The following is a 16,556-nucleotide window of genomic DNA, read 5'->3' as shown; positions in this document are numbered from 1 at the left end:
AATTTATTGTGGATGGTAAGGAAAGTTTAAAGTAGCTGCTGTCTGGCAGCTTCAATTGTATTTTGCATTAGTGTGGCAATTGTCAGTAAGCCCACACCACCGGGGACCGGTGTTATAAAGGCTGCTTTTTCTTTAACCGCGGTAAAATCAACATCACCTACTAGTTTTTTAGGAGCAATGCGATTTATTCCTACATCGATAATGGCAGCACCAGGTTTTATCATGTCGGCAGTGACGAAAGCAGGACGTCCGACGGCAGCAATCAATATATCGGCGGTACGCGTGATGTCTTTTAAATTTTGGGTATGTGAATGGCATATAGTGACAGTGGCGTTTTTAGCAAGCAATAGATTAGCCATGGGTTTACCAACAATATTACTTCGACCGATTATTACGGCATTTTTCCCGTCGATAGGAATACCGGCTGATTCCAGCATTTTTATGCAGCCAAGCGGTGTACAAGGAACCATGCATTTTTCGCCTATAGATAATTTGCCCACATTAACGGGATGAAAACCATCGACGTCTTTTGACGGATTTATGTTGTAAAGAATTTCACTTTCGTATGGTTGCAGTGTCTTAGGTAAGGGCAGTTGCAATAGTATACCGTGTACGGAAACATCCTCATTAAGTTTTTTTATGGCAGTGATAAGAGCACTCTTGCCAGTATTTTCCGGCAGGCTTATCACTTGGGAGTTTATGCCCATTTCCCTGCAGGTCCGATGCTTGTTGCGGACATAAACCTGTGAAGCCGGATCAGCACCGACAATTATCACAGCAAGACCGGGCGTTACACCGGTTTGCCTGATCAGTTCTGTTAAATTGATTTTGGCTTGATTTTTGAGTTCTTGAGCATATGTTTTTCCTGACAGAATGACGGCAGACATATTGAGCCCCCTATGTATTATTTGAACAGAATACTGATGACAGTAAATATAAATATGACAATGGAAACAATGCCATTGCGCATGAAATAAGTTTGTGTGAGTCTGCTGTAATCAGTTGATGAAACGATGGAGTGTTGATATATAAGTGTAATAATGGCAATTGTTACGCCTGCATAATAAATAAGCGGTAATTGATATGACAGACCAACAAAAATAAAACATAAAATGCTGATAAAATGTACACCTGCTATAATGGGAAATACTTTTTTGGCTGTAAATTCTGTAGCCAGTGAATGCAGATGGTGGGTTTTGTCAAAAATTTCATCCTGACTGCCGTAAATAGCATCGAACCCACCAATCCAAAGACATACACCAAGTCCTAAAATAACAATTGTTAGGTTTAATGTGTTGGTTATTGCTATGTAGCTGCCGATGGGTGCCATTGCTAAGGCACTTCCTAAAACAAAGTGGCATAAAAAGGTAAATCTTTTAGTATAAGGATAAATAACTAGGACGAATACAGCCAAGGGAACTAAATAAATACATACCGGTGCAAGCTGAGAAGCAGAAAAAAAGAATAACAGCAGACTTAACAGTAAGATGAATTTGACTTCACGCGGCTTTACTGCACCCGTAACCATTGGCCTTTTGGATAAACGCGGCTGCAAGGAATCATATTTGAGGTCAATCAGATTGTCCAGAACCATAGCAGAACTTCTGGCACCGATCATAGATAAAGTTATAAAAATAAAGTCATGCAGTGACGGCAGACCGTCAGCAGCAAGAAAAGCACCCATATAAGCAAATGGCAGAGCAAAGATAGTATGATAAAGGGCAATATTACTGAGATGCGCGGTTATTTTATTCAAGACCAAGATCCTTCCATTTTTGGTCCACTGCTTCTTTTATTGTTTTAGTCATTGTTATTTCATCTGGCCATTCGCGGGTATGACCTTCTTCCGGCCATGTCTTTGTGGCATCAATGCCGATTTTGGTGCCCCATTTTGGCATCGGCGAAGAATGATCAAGAACATCAAGCGGACCGTCGACCATTACAAAATCTTGCTTGGCATCAATATTATTATAGACACGCCACCATACTTCTTTGGTATCTTGTACATTGACATGGGCATCGACAATAATGATCATCTTGGTAAACATAGCCTGTCCCATGCCCCAGATTGCCTGCATTACTTTTTTTGCCTGTTGCGGATAGGTTTTTTTGATAGAAATCATCATGCAATTGTGGAATACACCCTCTAAAGGACAATTAATATCAACTATTTCCGGCATTAACTGTTGCATCAACGGTAAAAAGATCCTTTCCGTAGCTTTTGCTAAAAAACAATCTTCCATAGGGGGTTTGCCAACGATAGTAGTAGAGTATATGGGACTTTTACGATGGGTGATGCAAGTGATATGAAAGACAGGATAATCATCGGCAAGAGAATAGTAACCGGTATGATCACCAAACGGACCTTCACGGCGAAATTCATCGATATTTACATAACCTTCCAGAACAATTTCACTAGATGCCGGAACTTCGACATCGACAGTTTCACATTTTATCATTTCAACAGATTTTTTACGTAAAAACCCGGCAAAAACCATTTCATCAACATCGCGCGGCAACGGTGCCGTGGCAGCATACGTGAGGACAGGATCAGTACCAATGGCAACTGCAACTTCAAGACGGTTATAACCAAGCTGTTTATATTCACGGAAGTTTTCAGCGCCATTTTTATGGATATGCCAATGCATACCGGTAGTGCAGCTGTCATATTTTTGCAGACGATACATACCGACGTTCCTTTTTCCTGTTGTCGGATTTTTTGTAAAGACAAGCGGTAGTGTTATAAAAGGACCGCCGTCCTGCGGCCAGCAGGTTAAAATTGGGAACTTGTCAAGGGAAGGATTATCTTTTATAATGACTTCCTTGCATGGTGCTTTTTTTACGTATTTAGGGAAATTTATTGATCGGCGGGCCAAGGGAATAATGTGGAGCAGGTCCATTTTCTTTTGCAGTGAGATGTAAGGTAGTTTCAATATTTCCCGCAGTTCATCGGGAACATCTTCTAATTTATCGACACCAAGTGCAATTGCCATGCGTTCCATTGACCCAAAAGCGTTTATTAAGACAGGCATATCATAACCTTTTACGTTTTCGAACAATAAAGCAACATTTTTTTTCCCTTCCATTTTGCAGACGCGGTCAGTTATTTCAGTTATTTCCAGTTTGCAGTCAACTGGTGTCTGGACGCGTTTTAGTAGACCACGTTCTTCCAGTACGGTAATAAATTCACGTAAGTCATAAAATGCCATTATATAACCTCTTTTCAACAAGCATAGATCATGATTTCATAAGAAAAAAAGAAGGCTGATAAAATCTATGCCAGATTATTTTCGCAATATAAAGCGGACAATTAGATAACTCGAAAAGTACAAAATGATCATCGGTAAAGCGATGGTACATTGGGTAAAGACATCTGGTGTAGGTGAAATTACAGCTGCAATAACAAAGGCGAGAAAAATTACTATACGCCATTTCTTTAGTAAAAACTTAGAGTTTATAAAACCTATTTTTGCTAAAATAACAACGATAAGAGGTAATTCAAAAACAACACCAAACGGTAAAACAAAGGAAATTATAAAGTCAAAATATCTGCCGACGGAAAATAACGGCATAAGATTGTCAGTACCAAATCCAATGAAAAATTTAATAGCAGCGGGCAATACTAAAAAAAAGGAAAAAAGTAAACCGCCGAAAAATAAAATAACTGAAGATGGTACTACCAATAACAAAACTTTGCGTTCGCGAATAGTCAGTGCTGGCAGGACGAAACACCAGATTTCGTATAATACGATAGGCAATGCCAGTAAAAAACCGGCAAAGATAGCAACCTTAAGATAGGTGAAAAAAGCCTCCATCGGTTGCATATAATAGAGTTTACCGGCCGGTAAAGTCAAATAGTGCATAATGTCTTCTATAAAATAGTAACAAATGCCGCTGCCAATACAAATAGCGATAAGGCTGCGGATGATCCGTTTACGCAGTTCTTCTAAATGTCCAATAAGTGACATGTTGCCCTCAGGAATATCATTCTGTCTTGAAATTGAGCTGTTCGGAGGTGATAATTCTAATGGATTTTTTTCTGCCATATCTGTCACTTTTTTTGTTCTTCTTTTACATCGATTACCTTGGGTTTATCATTTTTATCTTCTTCTTCGGTAGCTGACTTGAATTCACGAATGCTTTTCCCAATTGCCCGGCCCACTTCAGGAAGTTTTCCCGGACCGAAAAAAACTAAACCAATAACCAGTATAAGTAAAAGTTCTGGTACACCTACATCAAACATGATTGACCTCCTGACTTAATAAATAAAATTTATAATTATTATTGTTGTTCAAGGAAAATAATTAAAATACAGCAAAAAACGTCTTTATAGTAAAGACGCTTTTTTAGTTACTTATCCACTATTTTAGTTTCTTCTTTGGTCCCTTCCGGGTTAGTTGTGCCGGGCTGCTGTTTTTGAACGGCTGCAGATGCTGTTTCCGACTTGTTAACAGTTGGTGGGGTTTGTTGTGGATTTTCAGTTATACCTGCTGTAGCTTTTTTTAATTCGTTAATGCTTTTTCCCACTGCCCGGCCTACTTCAGGGAGTTTGCCAGGACCAAATAAAACCAATCCAATTATTAAAATAATGATAAGTTCTGGAACACCAACCATCTTTATCGCTCCTTTTCAGTAATGGCATCATAAACACAAATTATATAATTTACCAAATACATAAACTCACCTGTATTATAACATAGGTATCTTTAAAAATCACGTTTATTGACAAAGTCAGTTATTTCTATAAAAGATTTAGCAATGTTGGTCGGTAGGCCGGTCGGTAAAATCTGTTTGGCTGCATTTAGATAGCTATAGACTTTCTTATGGGCATAATCGATCCCATCACTGTCACGGGTTATCTCAACAGCCCGTTTTACCATCACAGCTGTGAGATTTTTATTGGTTATGAGTTCTATTAATTCTTGTTTATAAGGACTTGTTGAGGCAGCTCTTATCACAGGAAGGGTAATAATGCCTTGCAGAATATCATTTCCAGCGGGTTTACCAATCTTTTTTTCATTAGATGTGAGATCCAGAATGTCATCGGTGATTTGGAAAGCCATACCAAGGTACAAACCATATTTATAAAGACATTGAACTGCAGTGATGTCCATTTCAGCGACAATACCACCAATTTCACAGCTGGCAGCAATAAAATCAGCTGTCTTTTTAGTAATAGCGTCATAATACTCAGTTTCTGAACGAAGTTTATAATGTTTTTCATTTTGATGGATTTCACCTTCACTGAGACCGCAGATAACTTTTGCCAGGCGAAGCAGTATGCGCCGGTCATAATTTTTGTCTGCTATCAGGGCAAATGCCCGGGCAAAAAGAAAATCACCACTTAATATAGAAATATTATTGCCCCATTTGGCATTGGCAGTGGGTGCACCTCTTCTGGTAGCAGCATTGTCGAGCACATCGTCATGGACTAAGGAAGCCATATGAATTAATTCGATGGTGACAGCCAATGGTAAGACACGTTCCAAATCATATTTTTGACTACTGTGCGCTGCCAGAAAATATAAAGCCGGGCGAAGCCTTTTTCCTCCCGCTTCAACAAGGTGTTTACCAATATCGGTTATAAGCGGAACATCCGAACGGACTTCTTGATATAGGCCATCCTCTAAAGCATTTAAATCTTTTTTTATAATATATAACATTTTATTTGTTAACAATTCAATCACCTGCAAGTAAATTCATGACTAATTAAGTTTACTACAAAATACGCCGATTAGTAAACCGGCAATGGGAAAAAAGCAATAAATTTTATAAACTATTAAAAGACTAATGGTAAAATTATGCTTGTAAATAGGCATATTTCATGATATTTTTATAATTATCTTAGTTATATCTGATAACATTTGATATTTATTTGCACAATGACTGAAAAATTCCTCACGATAGTGGAGACGATGCATGTTATGATAAAAATTTGTTCCTGTCAATTTGAAGTGGAGGCTGGGCATCCCAGCAAAAATTTGGCAAAGATGTTGCAGTTTATTAATACGGCAAAAACTGCTGGAGCTGATATTATAGTATTTCCAGAGATGGCTGTTCCAGGCTATTTTCTCGGTGATACTTGGGATTCTTCAGCTTTTTTGCGTGATTGTGAAATGTGCGGGAAGCAGATTATTGCGGCAGCAGACGGTATCGTTGTCATTTTTGGTAATGTAGCGATCGATTGGCGGAAAAAAAATCGTGATGGACGAGTGCGTAAATATAACGCATTGTTTGCTGCACAAAATAAGAAATTAATAAAAGCAGAAAAGGCTTTGTATCCATTTACGATAAAAACACTCCATCCCAATTATCGGGAATTTGATGATACCAGATATTTTTTTAGTAATTTAATGCTGGCTACTGAAATACAACAAAATCCACGTGAACTTATACAGCCGCTGCGATTAAAAATCAAGGAGGAAGATTTGTGCATTGGCTGTATTTTATGTGAAGACGGCTGGAGTGATGATTATTCTTTATCACCTATTGATATTTTATGCTCAAAAAATAAACTGGATGTTATATTCAACATTTCAGCGTCACCATATACTCTGGGGAAAAATAATAAGCGTCATCGGGTATTTTCTCGTCAGGCACAGAAAAATGATGTGCCGATCGTTTATGTTAATAATATTGGTATTCAAAATAATGGCAAGACTATATATACCTTTGATGGAGCCAGTACGGTTTATGATGCTGCCGGAATTGTAGTTTCCTATATCGAGCCATATAGTGAAGAAAATAGCTATATAGATCTTTCTCAATTGAAGGATAAAAGATATCCTTCAGTTGATGATGGTGAAACGGATGATACAGCATGCGTTTATAAAGCCTTATCATACGGAATAAAAAAATTTCTGCAACAGATACATATGCAAAAAGTTGTAATCGGAATCTCTGGTGGAATTGATTCGGCTGTTGCAGCAGCGTTGTATGTTGCTATTTTGGGTAACGAAAATGTTCTTTTAGTCAATATGCCAAGCGTTTACAATTCTGCGACGACAAAAAACCTGTCGGAAAGACTGGCGGCCAATTTAAACTGTGCTTATGCGGTGATCCCTATTCAAAAAGTAATTGATTATACGATAAATCAGTTTGAAAGCGCAAAACTCATAAATGTCTCCGGCAATATGACAAAGACTATAAAAGTATCGTCATTTGTGGCGGAAAACATTCAGGCACGGGATCGATCTGCGAGAATTTTGGCGGGAATTGCGGCAGCAATCGGCGGCGGCTTTACCTGCAATGCCAATAAGGCGGAGATGACTGTCGGTTATTCCACGCTTTATGGTGACCAATCGGGATTTTTAGCGGCATTGGCGGATTTATGGAAGTATCAGATATATGATTTGGCACGGTATTTGAATGAAAAAATTTATAAAAAAACTGTAATACCACAGGCTGTTATCGATATAGTACCAAGTGCAGAACTTTCTTCCAGCCAGAATGTGGATGAAGGCAGGGGAGATCCGATAAAATATCCTTATCATGATTTTTTGTTCCGGGCTTTTGTTGAACGCTGGGATAAAGCTACACCTGAAAATATTCTGGATTGGTACCGAAACGGAACTTTAGAACAAAATATTGGCTGCGCTGTCGGTTTAGTGAAGAAATATTTTTCCTCTGATGAAGAATTTATTGCTGATTTAGAGCGTTGGTGGAATTTATTTACTGGAATGGCTGTTGCCAAAAGGATACAGGCACCACCAATTTTGGCGGTTAGCCGCAGGGCCTATGGATTTGATCAGCGTGAAGCGCAAAACGGGCCGTATTATACTAAGCGTTACCAAGAGATTAAATATGAATTGTTGAAAAATGATATAGTTAAAACTGTTTAACCGTATTTTGGCTAAATTGTTTTGGCATAAGCAATTATTTTCTGATATACTATATAGTTAATAAAGATTTTTTAAGGGTGAATTGATGAGAGTTATAAGCGGCAGTGCACGCGGTGCAAAATTGAAAGCACCACACGGTATGAATACCCGTCCTACGGCAGATCGGATTAAGGAATCGTTATTTAATATATTACAAGGACAAATATTGGATGCAGGGATATTGGATTTATTTGCCGGCAGTGGTGCACTCGGTATAGAAAGTCTGAGTCGTGGGGCCGCAAGGGCAGTATTTGTTGATAAATCAATAGAAAGTATAAATACGATTAAAGATAACTTGCAGCATACACATTTTATGGATAAGGCAGATATATGTCATAATGACGCTTTGTTTAGCATAAAAAAATATAATGGCAGATGGAATCCCTTTGATATTATTTTTTGTGATCCGCCTTATCATATGGGATGGTGTCAAAAAGCACTGCTATTAATTGATGAATATGTTTTATTGAAAAATAAGGGTTTATTAATTGCGGAAATCGGTGCGGATGAAGAATTAAATACGGAAGATACCAAGTTTAATTTATTGCGAAGTAAGGTTTATGGAGCAACAACAAAAATAAATATTTACGAATTTATGGCAGACGGTACGTCAAGAGGTGAGTGAATTGACCATTGCATTGTGTCCCGGTAGTTTTGATCCTGTGACGAACGGGCATATAAATATTTTTGAACGTTCGGCAAAAATTTTTGATCATTTGATTGTAGCTGTTTTTAACAATATACGGAAAGAGCCTTTTTTTAGTATTGAAGAACGATTGGAACTCTTGAGAGAATCAACAGGCCATATTAAAAATATAACTATTGATGCTTTTGATGGCCTTTTAGCTGATTATGTCAAGGATAAAAAGGCAGGCATAGTTGTGCGTGGGTTGAGAGATCAGAATGACTTTTTTTATGAAACATCGCAAATGCTTATGCTCAGGCGGATGGCACCGAATGTAGAATCAGTTTATTTGATGAGTGAGCATCGTTATTCCTATGTGAGTTCATCGGCTATACGTGAACTTGTAAATTTTCAGGGGAATATTGAAGGACTTGTCCCCATCTGTGTAGAAAAGGCTATAAAGGAAAAGTATGCCCGGAAAAATGATTGATAATTATGTTGGATTTTAAACCGAGCTTTATGATAGTGCTGAGTTGTAAAATATTAAACGAAGGTAGGATTTTATAAATGGCTATTAACGAACTACTTGACGAACTTGAAAATTTGGTAGTCGATGCCCGTCGCCTCGTATTTACCAATAAGTGTATCATTGAAGAAGATGATCTCATGCGGCTGATTGACGGACTGCGTAAGGAGTTGCCTCAGACAATTAAGAAATCTGAAGATGTTATCCGTAATGAACAGGTGATCATTGATGATGCAAAAAGTGAAGCCACTAAGATTGTAGAACAGGCAAAAGATTATGCTAATAAAATAACTGCTGAAAGTGAAATAGTGGAACAAGCCAGGATGCAGGCTAAAAAAGTAATGGATAAGACGGTGGAACACTCCGATGAACTTAAAAAGGATTCATTGCATTATGCCAACCAGGTGTTTGACCACATGATTGGCAATTTGACAAGCATTTTGGATGTAGTCCAGCAGGCTAAGGCCGGTTTGAATGAAGATACAACGCATACAGCTGAACCGGTTAAACGTGACATAAAAAAATGATGCTGATACATTGATAGGTGAATAGGTCATGCCCGGATACCATAGTTAAAGTGCATTGTGTTAACACTGAAGACTATGGTATACTTTTTTTGAAAATAAATTTGTTGTGATAATGATAGGATGAAGAATATAATGATAAAAATTTCACCGGCAGTTTTGCAGTCTGTAAGTAAACCAGCTCGTTATACAGGCGGTGAGGTGAATGCTGTACATAAAGATCACAGGATGATTTCCTGTAAATTTGCTTTATCCATGCCCGATGTTTATGAAGTTGGCATGTCTAATATGGGACTGAAAATTCTTTATGAGATATTAAACCGCCGTAGTGATACTGTTGCTGAACGCGTGTATACACCATGGCCTGATATGGAAATGAAAATGCGGGAAAATCATATTCCCCTTTATGGATTAGAATCGTTCACACCGTTAAAAAATTTTGATTTCATTGGATTTTCTCTGCAGTATGAATTGATTTATACTAATATATTAAATATGCTGGATATGTCAGATATACCGGTATGGGCTGAAGATCGTCGTGATGAAGATCCATTTATCATTGGCGGAGGGCCTTGTGTTTATAATGTAGAACCTATAGCAGATTTTTTTGATTTTTTTATCGTCGGTGAAGGGGAAGAAATAATTGAAGAGGTGGCAGATGCTTTTATAAAGTGGCATAGTATGTCAAAAAGTCATAGCAGAATAGAATTCCTGCACTATGTATCTAAAATAAAAGGCATATATGTACCTTCGTTTTATCGGCCTGAATACAATGCCAATGGTATTTTTAAAGAACTTATATCACTTTATGATGATATACCGGCGATTATTCATAAAAGGGTCATTAAAGATATGGATAATGTACCCACTGTTGAAAAACCAGTTATCCCATATATAAATATAGTACATGATCGTCTGATGCTGGAACTATTTCGTGGCTGCAGCCGTGGCTGCAGATTTTGCCAGGCAGGGATTGCTTATCGTCCGGTGCGCGAACGCAGTCGTGAAAAACTTAATGAACTGACACGGATAATGATTGATAATACAGGCTATGATGAAATGTCACTCACTTCACTGAGCTCGGCTGATTATTCTTGCCTGCCGGTTTTGATTGACGACCTGATGACAAGTTATGCAGATGAAAAAATGAGCTTTTCCCTACCATCGCTGCGAGTTGACAGTTTTTCAATAGATATAGCGCATAAATTGCAGACTATGCGAAAGAGCGGACTTACCTTTGCGCCTGAGGCCGGGACGCAGCGGTTACGCGATGTCATAAATAAGGGTGTAACAGAAGAAGATCTGCTTAAAGCCTGCGGTGCTGCTTTTAAGTATGGCTGGAAGACAGTAAAACTATATTTTATGATGGGATTACCAACGGAAACAGATGAAGATATAATTGGCATACCGCAATTGGCTGAGAAAGTTGTGGATTTATATAAAGAAATACGCGGCCGCCGTGATGTAAAAGTCACAATCAGTGTATCGTGTTTTGTCCCTAAAGCTTTTACGCCATTTCAATGGTTTGCACAGTGCGAAAAAAGTGAATTTGGACGTAAACAGCATTTATTAAAAAAACACATAAATAGTAGGGCTGTTCAGTTTCATTATCATGATGCTTCTACTAGTATTCTTGAAGGAATCATTTCACGTGGTGACCGGCGTTTGGCAAAAGTAATATATGAAGCTTTTAAAAACGGAGCAAAGTTTGATGGTTGGACAGAAATGTTTGATTTTTCTACTTGGCAGGAAGCTTTTAAAAAAACAGGCATTGATCCGGCACAATATAATCTGCGCAGTCGTAATTTTACGGAAAAACTACCATGGGAACATACAACTCCGGGTGTGAGTAAAAAATTTCTAATAAATGAATACAATAAAGCTTTGGATGGGATATTGACGTCAGACTGTCGACGTGGCAGTTGCACCGGTTGTGGAATATGTCAGGCTTTAGACGCTGATGTAGTGGACTGGAGGAGAAATAAATGAGTGTATTTCGCATTGAATTAACTAAGGAAGAACAACTCCGATATATTTCTCATCTGGATTATTATAATCTGCTGCAGCGGGCAATACGTCGTGCCAAATTACCGGCTGCATATTCAGAAGGATTTAATCCTCATATGAAAGTGTCATTTGCTTCGGCTTTAGCAGTGGGGGTGACTGCTTCGGCTGAATATGCAGATGTGGAATTGACAAAAGATATCTGCCAGCCGGAATTTTTTGATAAACTGAGTGCGGTATTACCGGAGGGAATGCGGTTATTGCGGGTTAAGAAAATTGTGGCTCAGCAGCATCACAAATCCATGAATGCTTTGGCTGATATGGCAATTTATGCTATTCAGCTGCCGGAAAATGTTCATTCAGATGCGGTAATGACAGCTGTAAATGCATTTAATGCAACCTCGGAAGTGCTTTTCCTGCGAGAAAAAACAGGAAAAGGCAATAAAAAGGGACAAGTGATTAAAAAAATAATCAATATAAAAGAATTTGTAGCTACTGATTTACAGTATGATACTGCCAATAATGTTATAATAGTTAATATAAAAGTGTCATCAAACGGCAGTATTAAACCGGCAGAGGTAATAGCCTCTTTACAGCAAAAATATTTACCGCAGCTTGATAGCAACAATATATTGATAAATAGAAATGCTTTATTATCAGCTGGTAAAAATTTCATAGACTTATTATGAGCTGCTTTTAACTGTAATGATATTTTAGAGGGAAAGGTTTCATTGTTGGTTATGTAATACTAAAATGAAGCGAAAATGATTCTTGTTTTGTTTGGGAGTTGATGTCATGAAATGCAGTTGTGCTGACTGTCCTACACATGTTTGCTATACCAAAGGCGTGAATTGTACAGGTATTGACTGGGAGACTGTTCGAAGTAATTACTCGGAAGAAGAAATTAAAATTATGCGGGCAGCCGCATACGTTGAGGGAACTTTTTACAGTAATATTACACGGCTTCAGGAAACTGCTGAATTTGCCAAGGCTATGCAATATAAAAAATTGGGAATGGCTTTTTGCATTGGTTTAAATGAAGAAGCACGGTATATTGCTAAATATTTTCTTGCACAGGGTTTTGAATTTTATAGTGTCTGCTGTAAAAATTGTAGTTTTCCTAAAAAAGAATTTAACTTAAAACAGGTGAAACCGGAAATTGAGCACGAGGCAATGTGTAATCCTAAGTTTCAGGCAAAGTTTTTGGCGGAAAAGGATGTAGAACTGTTTATTTCCTGTGGATTGTGTGTAGGGCACGATACTTTATTCAATAAAAATTGCCCGGGACCGGTCACTACTTTAGTGGTGAAAGATCGACTGTTAGCACATAATCCATTGGGTGCAATTTATTCCCGCTACTGGAGGAAGAAACTTGGTATAATGGATGATGATGAAGTGTAGGATGACAAACAAATATTTTATGAATAATGTTTATTAATATGAGCTGTTTATGAAAAGGCCTTCCCATGATTTTTTGGGAGGGCCTTTTAAAGTATAACAGGTATTATTATTAAAACAGCGATATTATTATTGATCAGTGAATATATTTTTATCAAATAATACTAAATAGACGGTTAAATCATTTTTTATTAAAAATTTTTTAATGGATGAAACTGCAACTTTTAACGCTTTATCTTTAGGATAACCGTAAACTCCCGCAGATATCAAAGGAAAGGCAATACTTTTGAATTTGTGTTTTTGAGCTAATGTTAATGAATTGATATAGCAGTCAATAAGCAGACCCTGTTCGTTATTATTCCCCCCATGCCATATCGGTCCGACCGTATGGATGACACAGCGAGCCGGTAGATTATAGCCTTTAGTAATTTTGGCCTCACCAGTCTTGCAGCCACCAAGAGTGCGGCATTCTGCCAGCAGCTGAGGACCGGCAGCTTTATGTATTGCCCCATCAACTCCACCACCACCGAGCAGGGATGGATTGGCAGCATTGACGATGACATCTGCATTGATTTTAGTTATATCACCATGAATTATTTTAAATGACATTTTATCCTCCTGAAAAAGCTTAAAATAACTTTTAACACATTACTAACTAACATAATACAGTATTTTTATTATAGTACATACTGTAAATGAATTACAGTAGTCAAAAATGAACACAGTATGTGATCATTATCTGTCTGGATATAGTGACTGTTATTAAATATAATAATGGCGTAGAGGAAATATCATTTTATTATACAAGAGAGGCAAGATGATGCGGATACAAAATAAAAGAATTATTAAAATACTAGAAATTTTAGATCAGAATAAATATTCGGTAACAAGTGAGTACATTGCCGGTTCGCTTGGTGTCAGCCGCAGTACAATAAGACGCGATATAAAGGAACTGAATATAATTTTGCATCAGTTTGATGCGGGTGTGACAGCGGAAGCGGGCAGTGGGTACAGGCTTAATAATGCAGATGAAGGAAAAATACGGTATAAACTTATCAGGAAATTATCGAGGTGTAAATATAGTCCCTTTTGATTATAATGATCGAATTTCTTTTATAATAGCCAGAATATTACTTAACTCTCTTCATAATAAAGTTGTCAATCAGGAGGAATTGGCTGATGAACTTTTCTTAAGCTTGTCAACCTTAAAGAAATATTTGTCTGATATAAAAAAAAGCCTATCAAGATTTAATTTGAGGTTAGTTACTGACAGACTTAATGGAGTAAGAATAGATGGAGCTGAGGCACAGATACGTTATTGCATATCCGAATATATTTTTAATCGTGATGATTTGCTGAATTTAAGTAATAACGATTTTTTTAATGATATTTTCCCACAAGAAGAGATAGAAACAGTAAAACATATCTTAATGAAAATAATCTTAAAATATAATATTCATCTGACAGATGTTGCTTTTAAAAATTTGCTTGTCCATGTTGTTATAACCATGCGCCGGTCTAGTAATAAAAATACTGTAGAATATACCCACCGAGAACAAAAAAAGCTTCAGCAATCTACTTATTTTAATCCTGCAACAGAAATACTTGAAGTAGTAAAGCGACAGTTGGGGGTGGATATTGATAATGAAGTTTATTATCTTACACAGCATTTTATCGCTAGTCAAAAATTCATTGAGTCATCTAAAAGCCGTGATGAATCAAGGAACCTTATCAATAATATTTTACAACGTATTAAAGATAACACGGGATTTGATCTTTCTGAGGATAGTGAATTAGTATCAGGTTTGATGATTCACTTGATTGCGGCAATAAATCGTTTAAAGTTTAATATGAACATTCGTAATGAGATTCTTACGCCAATAAAAAATAATTATCCGGTGGCTTTTGAAATGGCAGTTATCGCTAGTGAAGTTATTGAAGAGCAGAAAAAAGTCAAAACTAATGAAAATGAAATTGGGTTTTTGGCGATTCACTTTGGAGCTTCATTAGAGCGCAACAAACTTAATAAAGAAAAGGGTAAAACCGCTATCATTGTATGCGGAACCGGATTGTCAACAGCACTTTTACTTAAAAGTAAACTCCAACGTCGTTACGGTGCAATATTACAGATTAAAAAAGTTATGAGTTGTTATGAGCTTACAGAAGAATTGATTGATGGTATTGATTTTATTTTTTCCACGGTACCTGTTCCTAATATAAAAACGAATAAAATAATCAGGGTTGAACCGATAATGACTGAAGATGATTTCGAAAAAGTTGAAGCAAGACTTTCCGGAATACAAAATGCAAAAAATGTTGATTATGAAAAGTTTTTTAAACGAGAATTATTCTTTTCTGATTTTGAAGCTGGATCAGCATGTGAAGTTATTCGCAAAATATCAACTATTATGATTAAAAAAGGGTATATAGATAAAAATATTCAGAAATCAATTTTTGCTCGGGAAAGTATGTCTTCAACTGAAATAGGGAACTTCGTGGCTGTCCCACATGCATTGGAAAACGATATGAAAGAAGCGGCAGTTGCTGTGAGCATATTAGAAAAAGCTATAAGGTGGGATAAAACATATGTCCAAATAGTTTTTTTATTATGCATACCAAAAACTTTATATAGTGTATGGGAACCAGTATTTAAGAATATTTACCAAAAATTTATACATGGTAACTATACAAGTAAGTTCTTAAAAAATCCAAATTATATAGAATTGATGAACATTTTGAAAAAGTAAAGGAGAAATTTATTATGCCATTAGTAAATGGTTTTACGCTTTTAAAAAAAATTTTTGAAAAGAAATATGTTGCCTGTGCATTTAATACCACGAATATTGAAACATCTTTTGGAATAGCGGATGCTATAGAAGACACATCAATCCCTAATTATATTCAAATTGCGCCCACTAATGTTAAATTGTCCGGATATGAATATATTGCAGACATAATCAAAAAAATTGCTTTTGATATGAAAACACCAATCGCACTGCATTTAGATCATGGCAAAACAATGGAAGATGTTGAAGCGGCAGTAAAAGCTGGATTTACTTCGATAATGATAGACGGTTCCGATAAATCTTTTGATGAAAATATAAACGTTGTGTCACAGGCTGTAGATTATTGTTCCTGCTATAACATTCCAGTAGAGGCAGAACTTGGTGCCATTTCGGGTAAGGAAGATAACATAGATGGGAAAAATGATAAGACAAATCCCGGACTTGTGAAAGAATTTATTAAAAAATCCAAATGTAATATGCTTGCTGTATCTGTTGGTAACGTACATGGATTGGAAAGTAAACCGCATATTGATTTTGAATTGCTGGATAAAATATACCGTAATAGTTCTGTCCCTTTGGTATTGCATGGTGGATCGGGAATACCGTTTGAGATTTTGAAGAAAGTTAAAAAATATGGTGTATGTAAAATTAATATTGCCAGTGACTTAAGACGAGAAGTTGTCCGGGTTTATGGGCAGGCGTATGAAAAAAATCATATGGAACATAATCTTATAAAAGTAGCCTTAGATGCTAAATCAGCTGTATATGATGAATGTAAACGAAAAATATTGGCGCTAAACTGACAGGAGAACG

The 16,556-nt window shown here is 36.9% G+C and carries 18 protein-coding genes; 10 read left to right on the top strand and 8 right to left on the bottom strand.

All coding sequences use genetic code 11. The features are described 5' to 3' along the window. Positions 1–26: 26 nt before the first annotated feature. The 7 genes from folD to F8M42_RS10515 form a co-directional block, all read right to left on the bottom strand. Positions 27–887 (bottom strand): bifunctional methylenetetrahydrofolate dehydrogenase/methenyltetrahydrofolate cyclohydrolase FolD, encoded by an 861-nt coding sequence (gene folD / locus F8M42_RS10545; protein WP_182186563.1) that lies wholly within the window; start codon positions 885–887, stop codon positions 27–29. Between the two features lie 17 nt (positions 888–904). After that, complete coding sequence (locus F8M42_RS10540) at positions 905–1,756, bottom strand: UbiA-like polyprenyltransferase (RefSeq protein WP_182186562.1); 852 nt, start codon at positions 1,754–1,756, stop codon at positions 905–907. Further along, entirely contained in the window at positions 1,749–3,209 is a 1,461-nt protein-coding gene (locus F8M42_RS10535; RefSeq protein WP_182186560.1) for a menaquinone biosynthesis decarboxylase, read from the bottom strand. Before F8M42_RS10535 ends, F8M42_RS10540 begins: the two co-directional genes overlap by 8 nt. 75 nt (positions 3,210–3,284) lie before the next feature. After that, positions 3,285–4,046 carry a twin-arginine translocase subunit TatC gene (gene tatC / locus F8M42_RS10530; protein WP_182188730.1) on the bottom strand — a complete coding sequence of 254 codons (762 nt, stop codon included), beginning with the start codon at positions 4,044–4,046 and terminating at the stop codon, positions 3,285–3,287. A gap of 5 nt (positions 4,047–4,051) precedes the next feature. Continuing rightward, positions 4,052–4,243, bottom strand: a complete 192-nt coding sequence (tatA, locus tag F8M42_RS10525) for a twin-arginine translocase TatA/TatE family subunit (protein WP_182186558.1) — start codon at positions 4,241–4,243, stop codon at positions 4,052–4,054. A gap of 107 nt (positions 4,244–4,350) precedes the next feature. Continuing rightward, on the bottom strand, positions 4,351–4,614 hold the full coding sequence (gene tatA / locus F8M42_RS10520; protein WP_229711337.1) for a twin-arginine translocase TatA/TatE family subunit: 264 nt from the start codon (positions 4,612–4,614) through the stop codon (positions 4,351–4,353). A gap of 92 nt (positions 4,615–4,706) precedes the next feature. Further along, positions 4,707–5,663: a polyprenyl synthetase family protein gene (locus tag F8M42_RS10515; protein WP_182188728.1), complete on the bottom strand. Its 957-nt coding sequence runs from the start codon at positions 5,661–5,663 to the stop codon at positions 4,707–4,709. Between the two features lie 261 nt (positions 5,664–5,924). On the opposite strand from F8M42_RS10515, the gene nadE reads away from it, so the two are divergent. The 7 genes from nadE to F8M42_RS10485 all read left to right on the top strand — a co-directional run bounded on the left by nadE (position 5,925) and on the right by F8M42_RS10485 (position 12,960). Then, entirely contained in the window at positions 5,925–7,841 is a 1,917-nt protein-coding gene (nadE, locus tag F8M42_RS10510; protein WP_182186556.1) for an NAD(+) synthase, read from the top strand. Between the two features lie 85 nt (positions 7,842–7,926). Continuing rightward, entirely contained in the window at positions 7,927–8,505 is a 579-nt protein-coding gene (rsmD, locus tag F8M42_RS10505; protein ID WP_182186554.1) for a 16S rRNA (guanine(966)-N(2))-methyltransferase RsmD, read from the top strand. A gap of 1 nt (position 8,506) precedes the next feature. Further along, complete coding sequence (gene coaD, locus F8M42_RS10500) at positions 8,507–8,995, top strand: pantetheine-phosphate adenylyltransferase (RefSeq protein ID WP_182186552.1); 489 nt, start codon at positions 8,507–8,509, stop codon at positions 8,993–8,995. A gap of 77 nt (positions 8,996–9,072) precedes the next feature. Continuing rightward, on the top strand, positions 9,073–9,558 hold the full coding sequence (locus F8M42_RS10495; RefSeq protein ID WP_182186550.1) for an ATP synthase subunit B family protein: 486 nt from the start codon (positions 9,073–9,075) through the stop codon (positions 9,556–9,558). A gap of 132 nt (positions 9,559–9,690) precedes the next feature. Beyond that, positions 9,691–11,544, top strand: coding sequence for a TIGR03960 family B12-binding radical SAM protein (locus F8M42_RS10490; RefSeq protein ID WP_229711336.1), 1,854 nt, complete (start codon positions 9,691–9,693; stop codon positions 11,542–11,544). Continuing rightward, complete coding sequence (locus F8M42_RS13690) at positions 11,541–12,248, top strand: TIGR03936 family radical SAM-associated protein (RefSeq protein WP_229711335.1); 708 nt, start codon at positions 11,541–11,543, stop codon at positions 12,246–12,248. The genes F8M42_RS10490 and F8M42_RS13690 overlap by 4 nt, the downstream gene beginning before the upstream one ends. 106 nt (positions 12,249–12,354) lie before the next feature. Beyond that, the gene (locus F8M42_RS10485) at positions 12,355–12,960 is read left to right on the top strand and encodes a DUF1847 domain-containing protein (protein ID WP_182186548.1); all 606 of its coding nucleotides are present in this window, start codon (positions 12,355–12,357) and stop codon (positions 12,958–12,960) included. Between the two features lie 126 nt (positions 12,961–13,086). On the opposite strand, the gene F8M42_RS10480 is transcribed toward F8M42_RS10485, so the two are convergent. Beyond that, positions 13,087–13,566 (bottom strand): O-acetyl-ADP-ribose deacetylase, encoded by a 480-nt coding sequence (locus F8M42_RS10480; RefSeq protein WP_182186546.1) that lies wholly within the window; start codon positions 13,564–13,566, stop codon positions 13,087–13,089. A 208-nt stretch (positions 13,567–13,774) separates the two neighbouring features. On the opposite strand from F8M42_RS10480, the gene F8M42_RS13685 reads away from it, so the two are divergent. The 3 genes from F8M42_RS13685 to F8M42_RS10470 all read left to right on the top strand — a co-directional run bounded on the left by F8M42_RS13685 (position 13,775) and on the right by F8M42_RS10470 (position 16,546). Next, complete coding sequence (locus F8M42_RS13685; protein WP_229711334.1) at positions 13,775–14,050, top strand: helix-turn-helix domain-containing protein; 276 nt, start codon at positions 13,775–13,777, stop codon at positions 14,048–14,050. Between the two features lie 79 nt (positions 14,051–14,129). Then, on the top strand, positions 14,130–15,704 hold the full coding sequence (locus tag F8M42_RS10475) for a BglG family transcription antiterminator (RefSeq protein ID WP_326832810.1): 1,575 nt from the start codon (positions 14,130–14,132) through the stop codon (positions 15,702–15,704). Positions 15,705–15,718: 14 nt separating this feature from the next. Next, positions 15,719–16,546 (top strand): class II aldolase, encoded by an 828-nt coding sequence (locus F8M42_RS10470; protein ID WP_182186545.1) that lies wholly within the window; start codon positions 15,719–15,721, stop codon positions 16,544–16,546. The last annotated feature ends 10 nt before the right edge of the window (positions 16,547–16,556 follow it).

The organism is Pectinatus frisingensis (genome assembly GCF_014076555.1).
Taxonomy (GTDB): Bacteria; Bacillota; Negativicutes; order Selenomonadales; family Selenomonadaceae; genus Pectinatus; species Pectinatus frisingensis.
Note: the sequence above shows the minus strand (reverse complement) of the source record. Positions and strands in the feature narration are given on the sequence as shown.

Bases quoted from the DNA above. Each gene is read 5' to 3' on its own strand.
- tatA (WP_229711337.1), bottom strand. From the start codon at position 4,614: ATGGTTGGTGTTCCAGAACTTATCATTATTTTAATAATTGGATTGGTT.
- nadE (WP_182186556.1), top strand. From the start codon at position 5,925: ATGATAAAAATTTGTTCCTGTCAATTTGAAGTGGAGGCTGGGCATCCC.
- F8M42_RS10480 (WP_182186546.1), bottom strand. From the start codon at position 13,566: ATGTCATTTAAAATAATTCATGGTGATATAACTAAAATCAATGCAGAT.
- tatC (WP_182188730.1), bottom strand. From the start codon at position 4,046: ATGGCAGAAAAAAATCCATTAGAATTATCACCTCCGAACAGCTCAATT.
- rsmD (WP_182186554.1), top strand. From the start codon at position 7,927: ATGAGAGTTATAAGCGGCAGTGCACGCGGTGCAAAATTGAAAGCACCA.
- F8M42_RS13690 (WP_229711335.1), top strand. From the start codon at position 11,541: ATGAGTGTATTTCGCATTGAATTAACTAAGGAAGAACAACTCCGATAT.
- tatA (WP_182186558.1), bottom strand. From the start codon at position 4,243: ATGTTTGATGTAGGTGTACCAGAACTTTTACTTATACTGGTTATTGGT.
- folD (WP_182186563.1), bottom strand. From the start codon at position 887: ATGTCTGCCGTCATTCTGTCAGGAAAAACATATGCTCAAGAACTCAAA.
- F8M42_RS10485 (WP_182186548.1), top strand. From the start codon at position 12,355: ATGAAATGCAGTTGTGCTGACTGTCCTACACATGTTTGCTATACCAAA.
- F8M42_RS10535 (WP_182186560.1), bottom strand. From the start codon at position 3,209: ATGGCATTTTATGACTTACGTGAATTTATTACCGTACTGGAAGAACGT.
- F8M42_RS10470 (WP_182186545.1), top strand. From the start codon at position 15,719: ATGCCATTAGTAAATGGTTTTACGCTTTTAAAAAAAATTTTTGAAAAG.
- F8M42_RS10515 (WP_182188728.1), bottom strand. From the start codon at position 5,663: ATGTTATATATTATAAAAAAAGATTTAAATGCTTTAGAGGATGGCCTA.
- F8M42_RS10490 (WP_229711336.1), top strand. From the start codon at position 9,691: ATGATAAAAATTTCACCGGCAGTTTTGCAGTCTGTAAGTAAACCAGCT.
- F8M42_RS10495 (WP_182186550.1), top strand. From the start codon at position 9,073: ATGGCTATTAACGAACTACTTGACGAACTTGAAAATTTGGTAGTCGAT.
- F8M42_RS13685 (WP_229711334.1), top strand. From the start codon at position 13,775: ATGATGCGGATACAAAATAAAAGAATTATTAAAATACTAGAAATTTTA.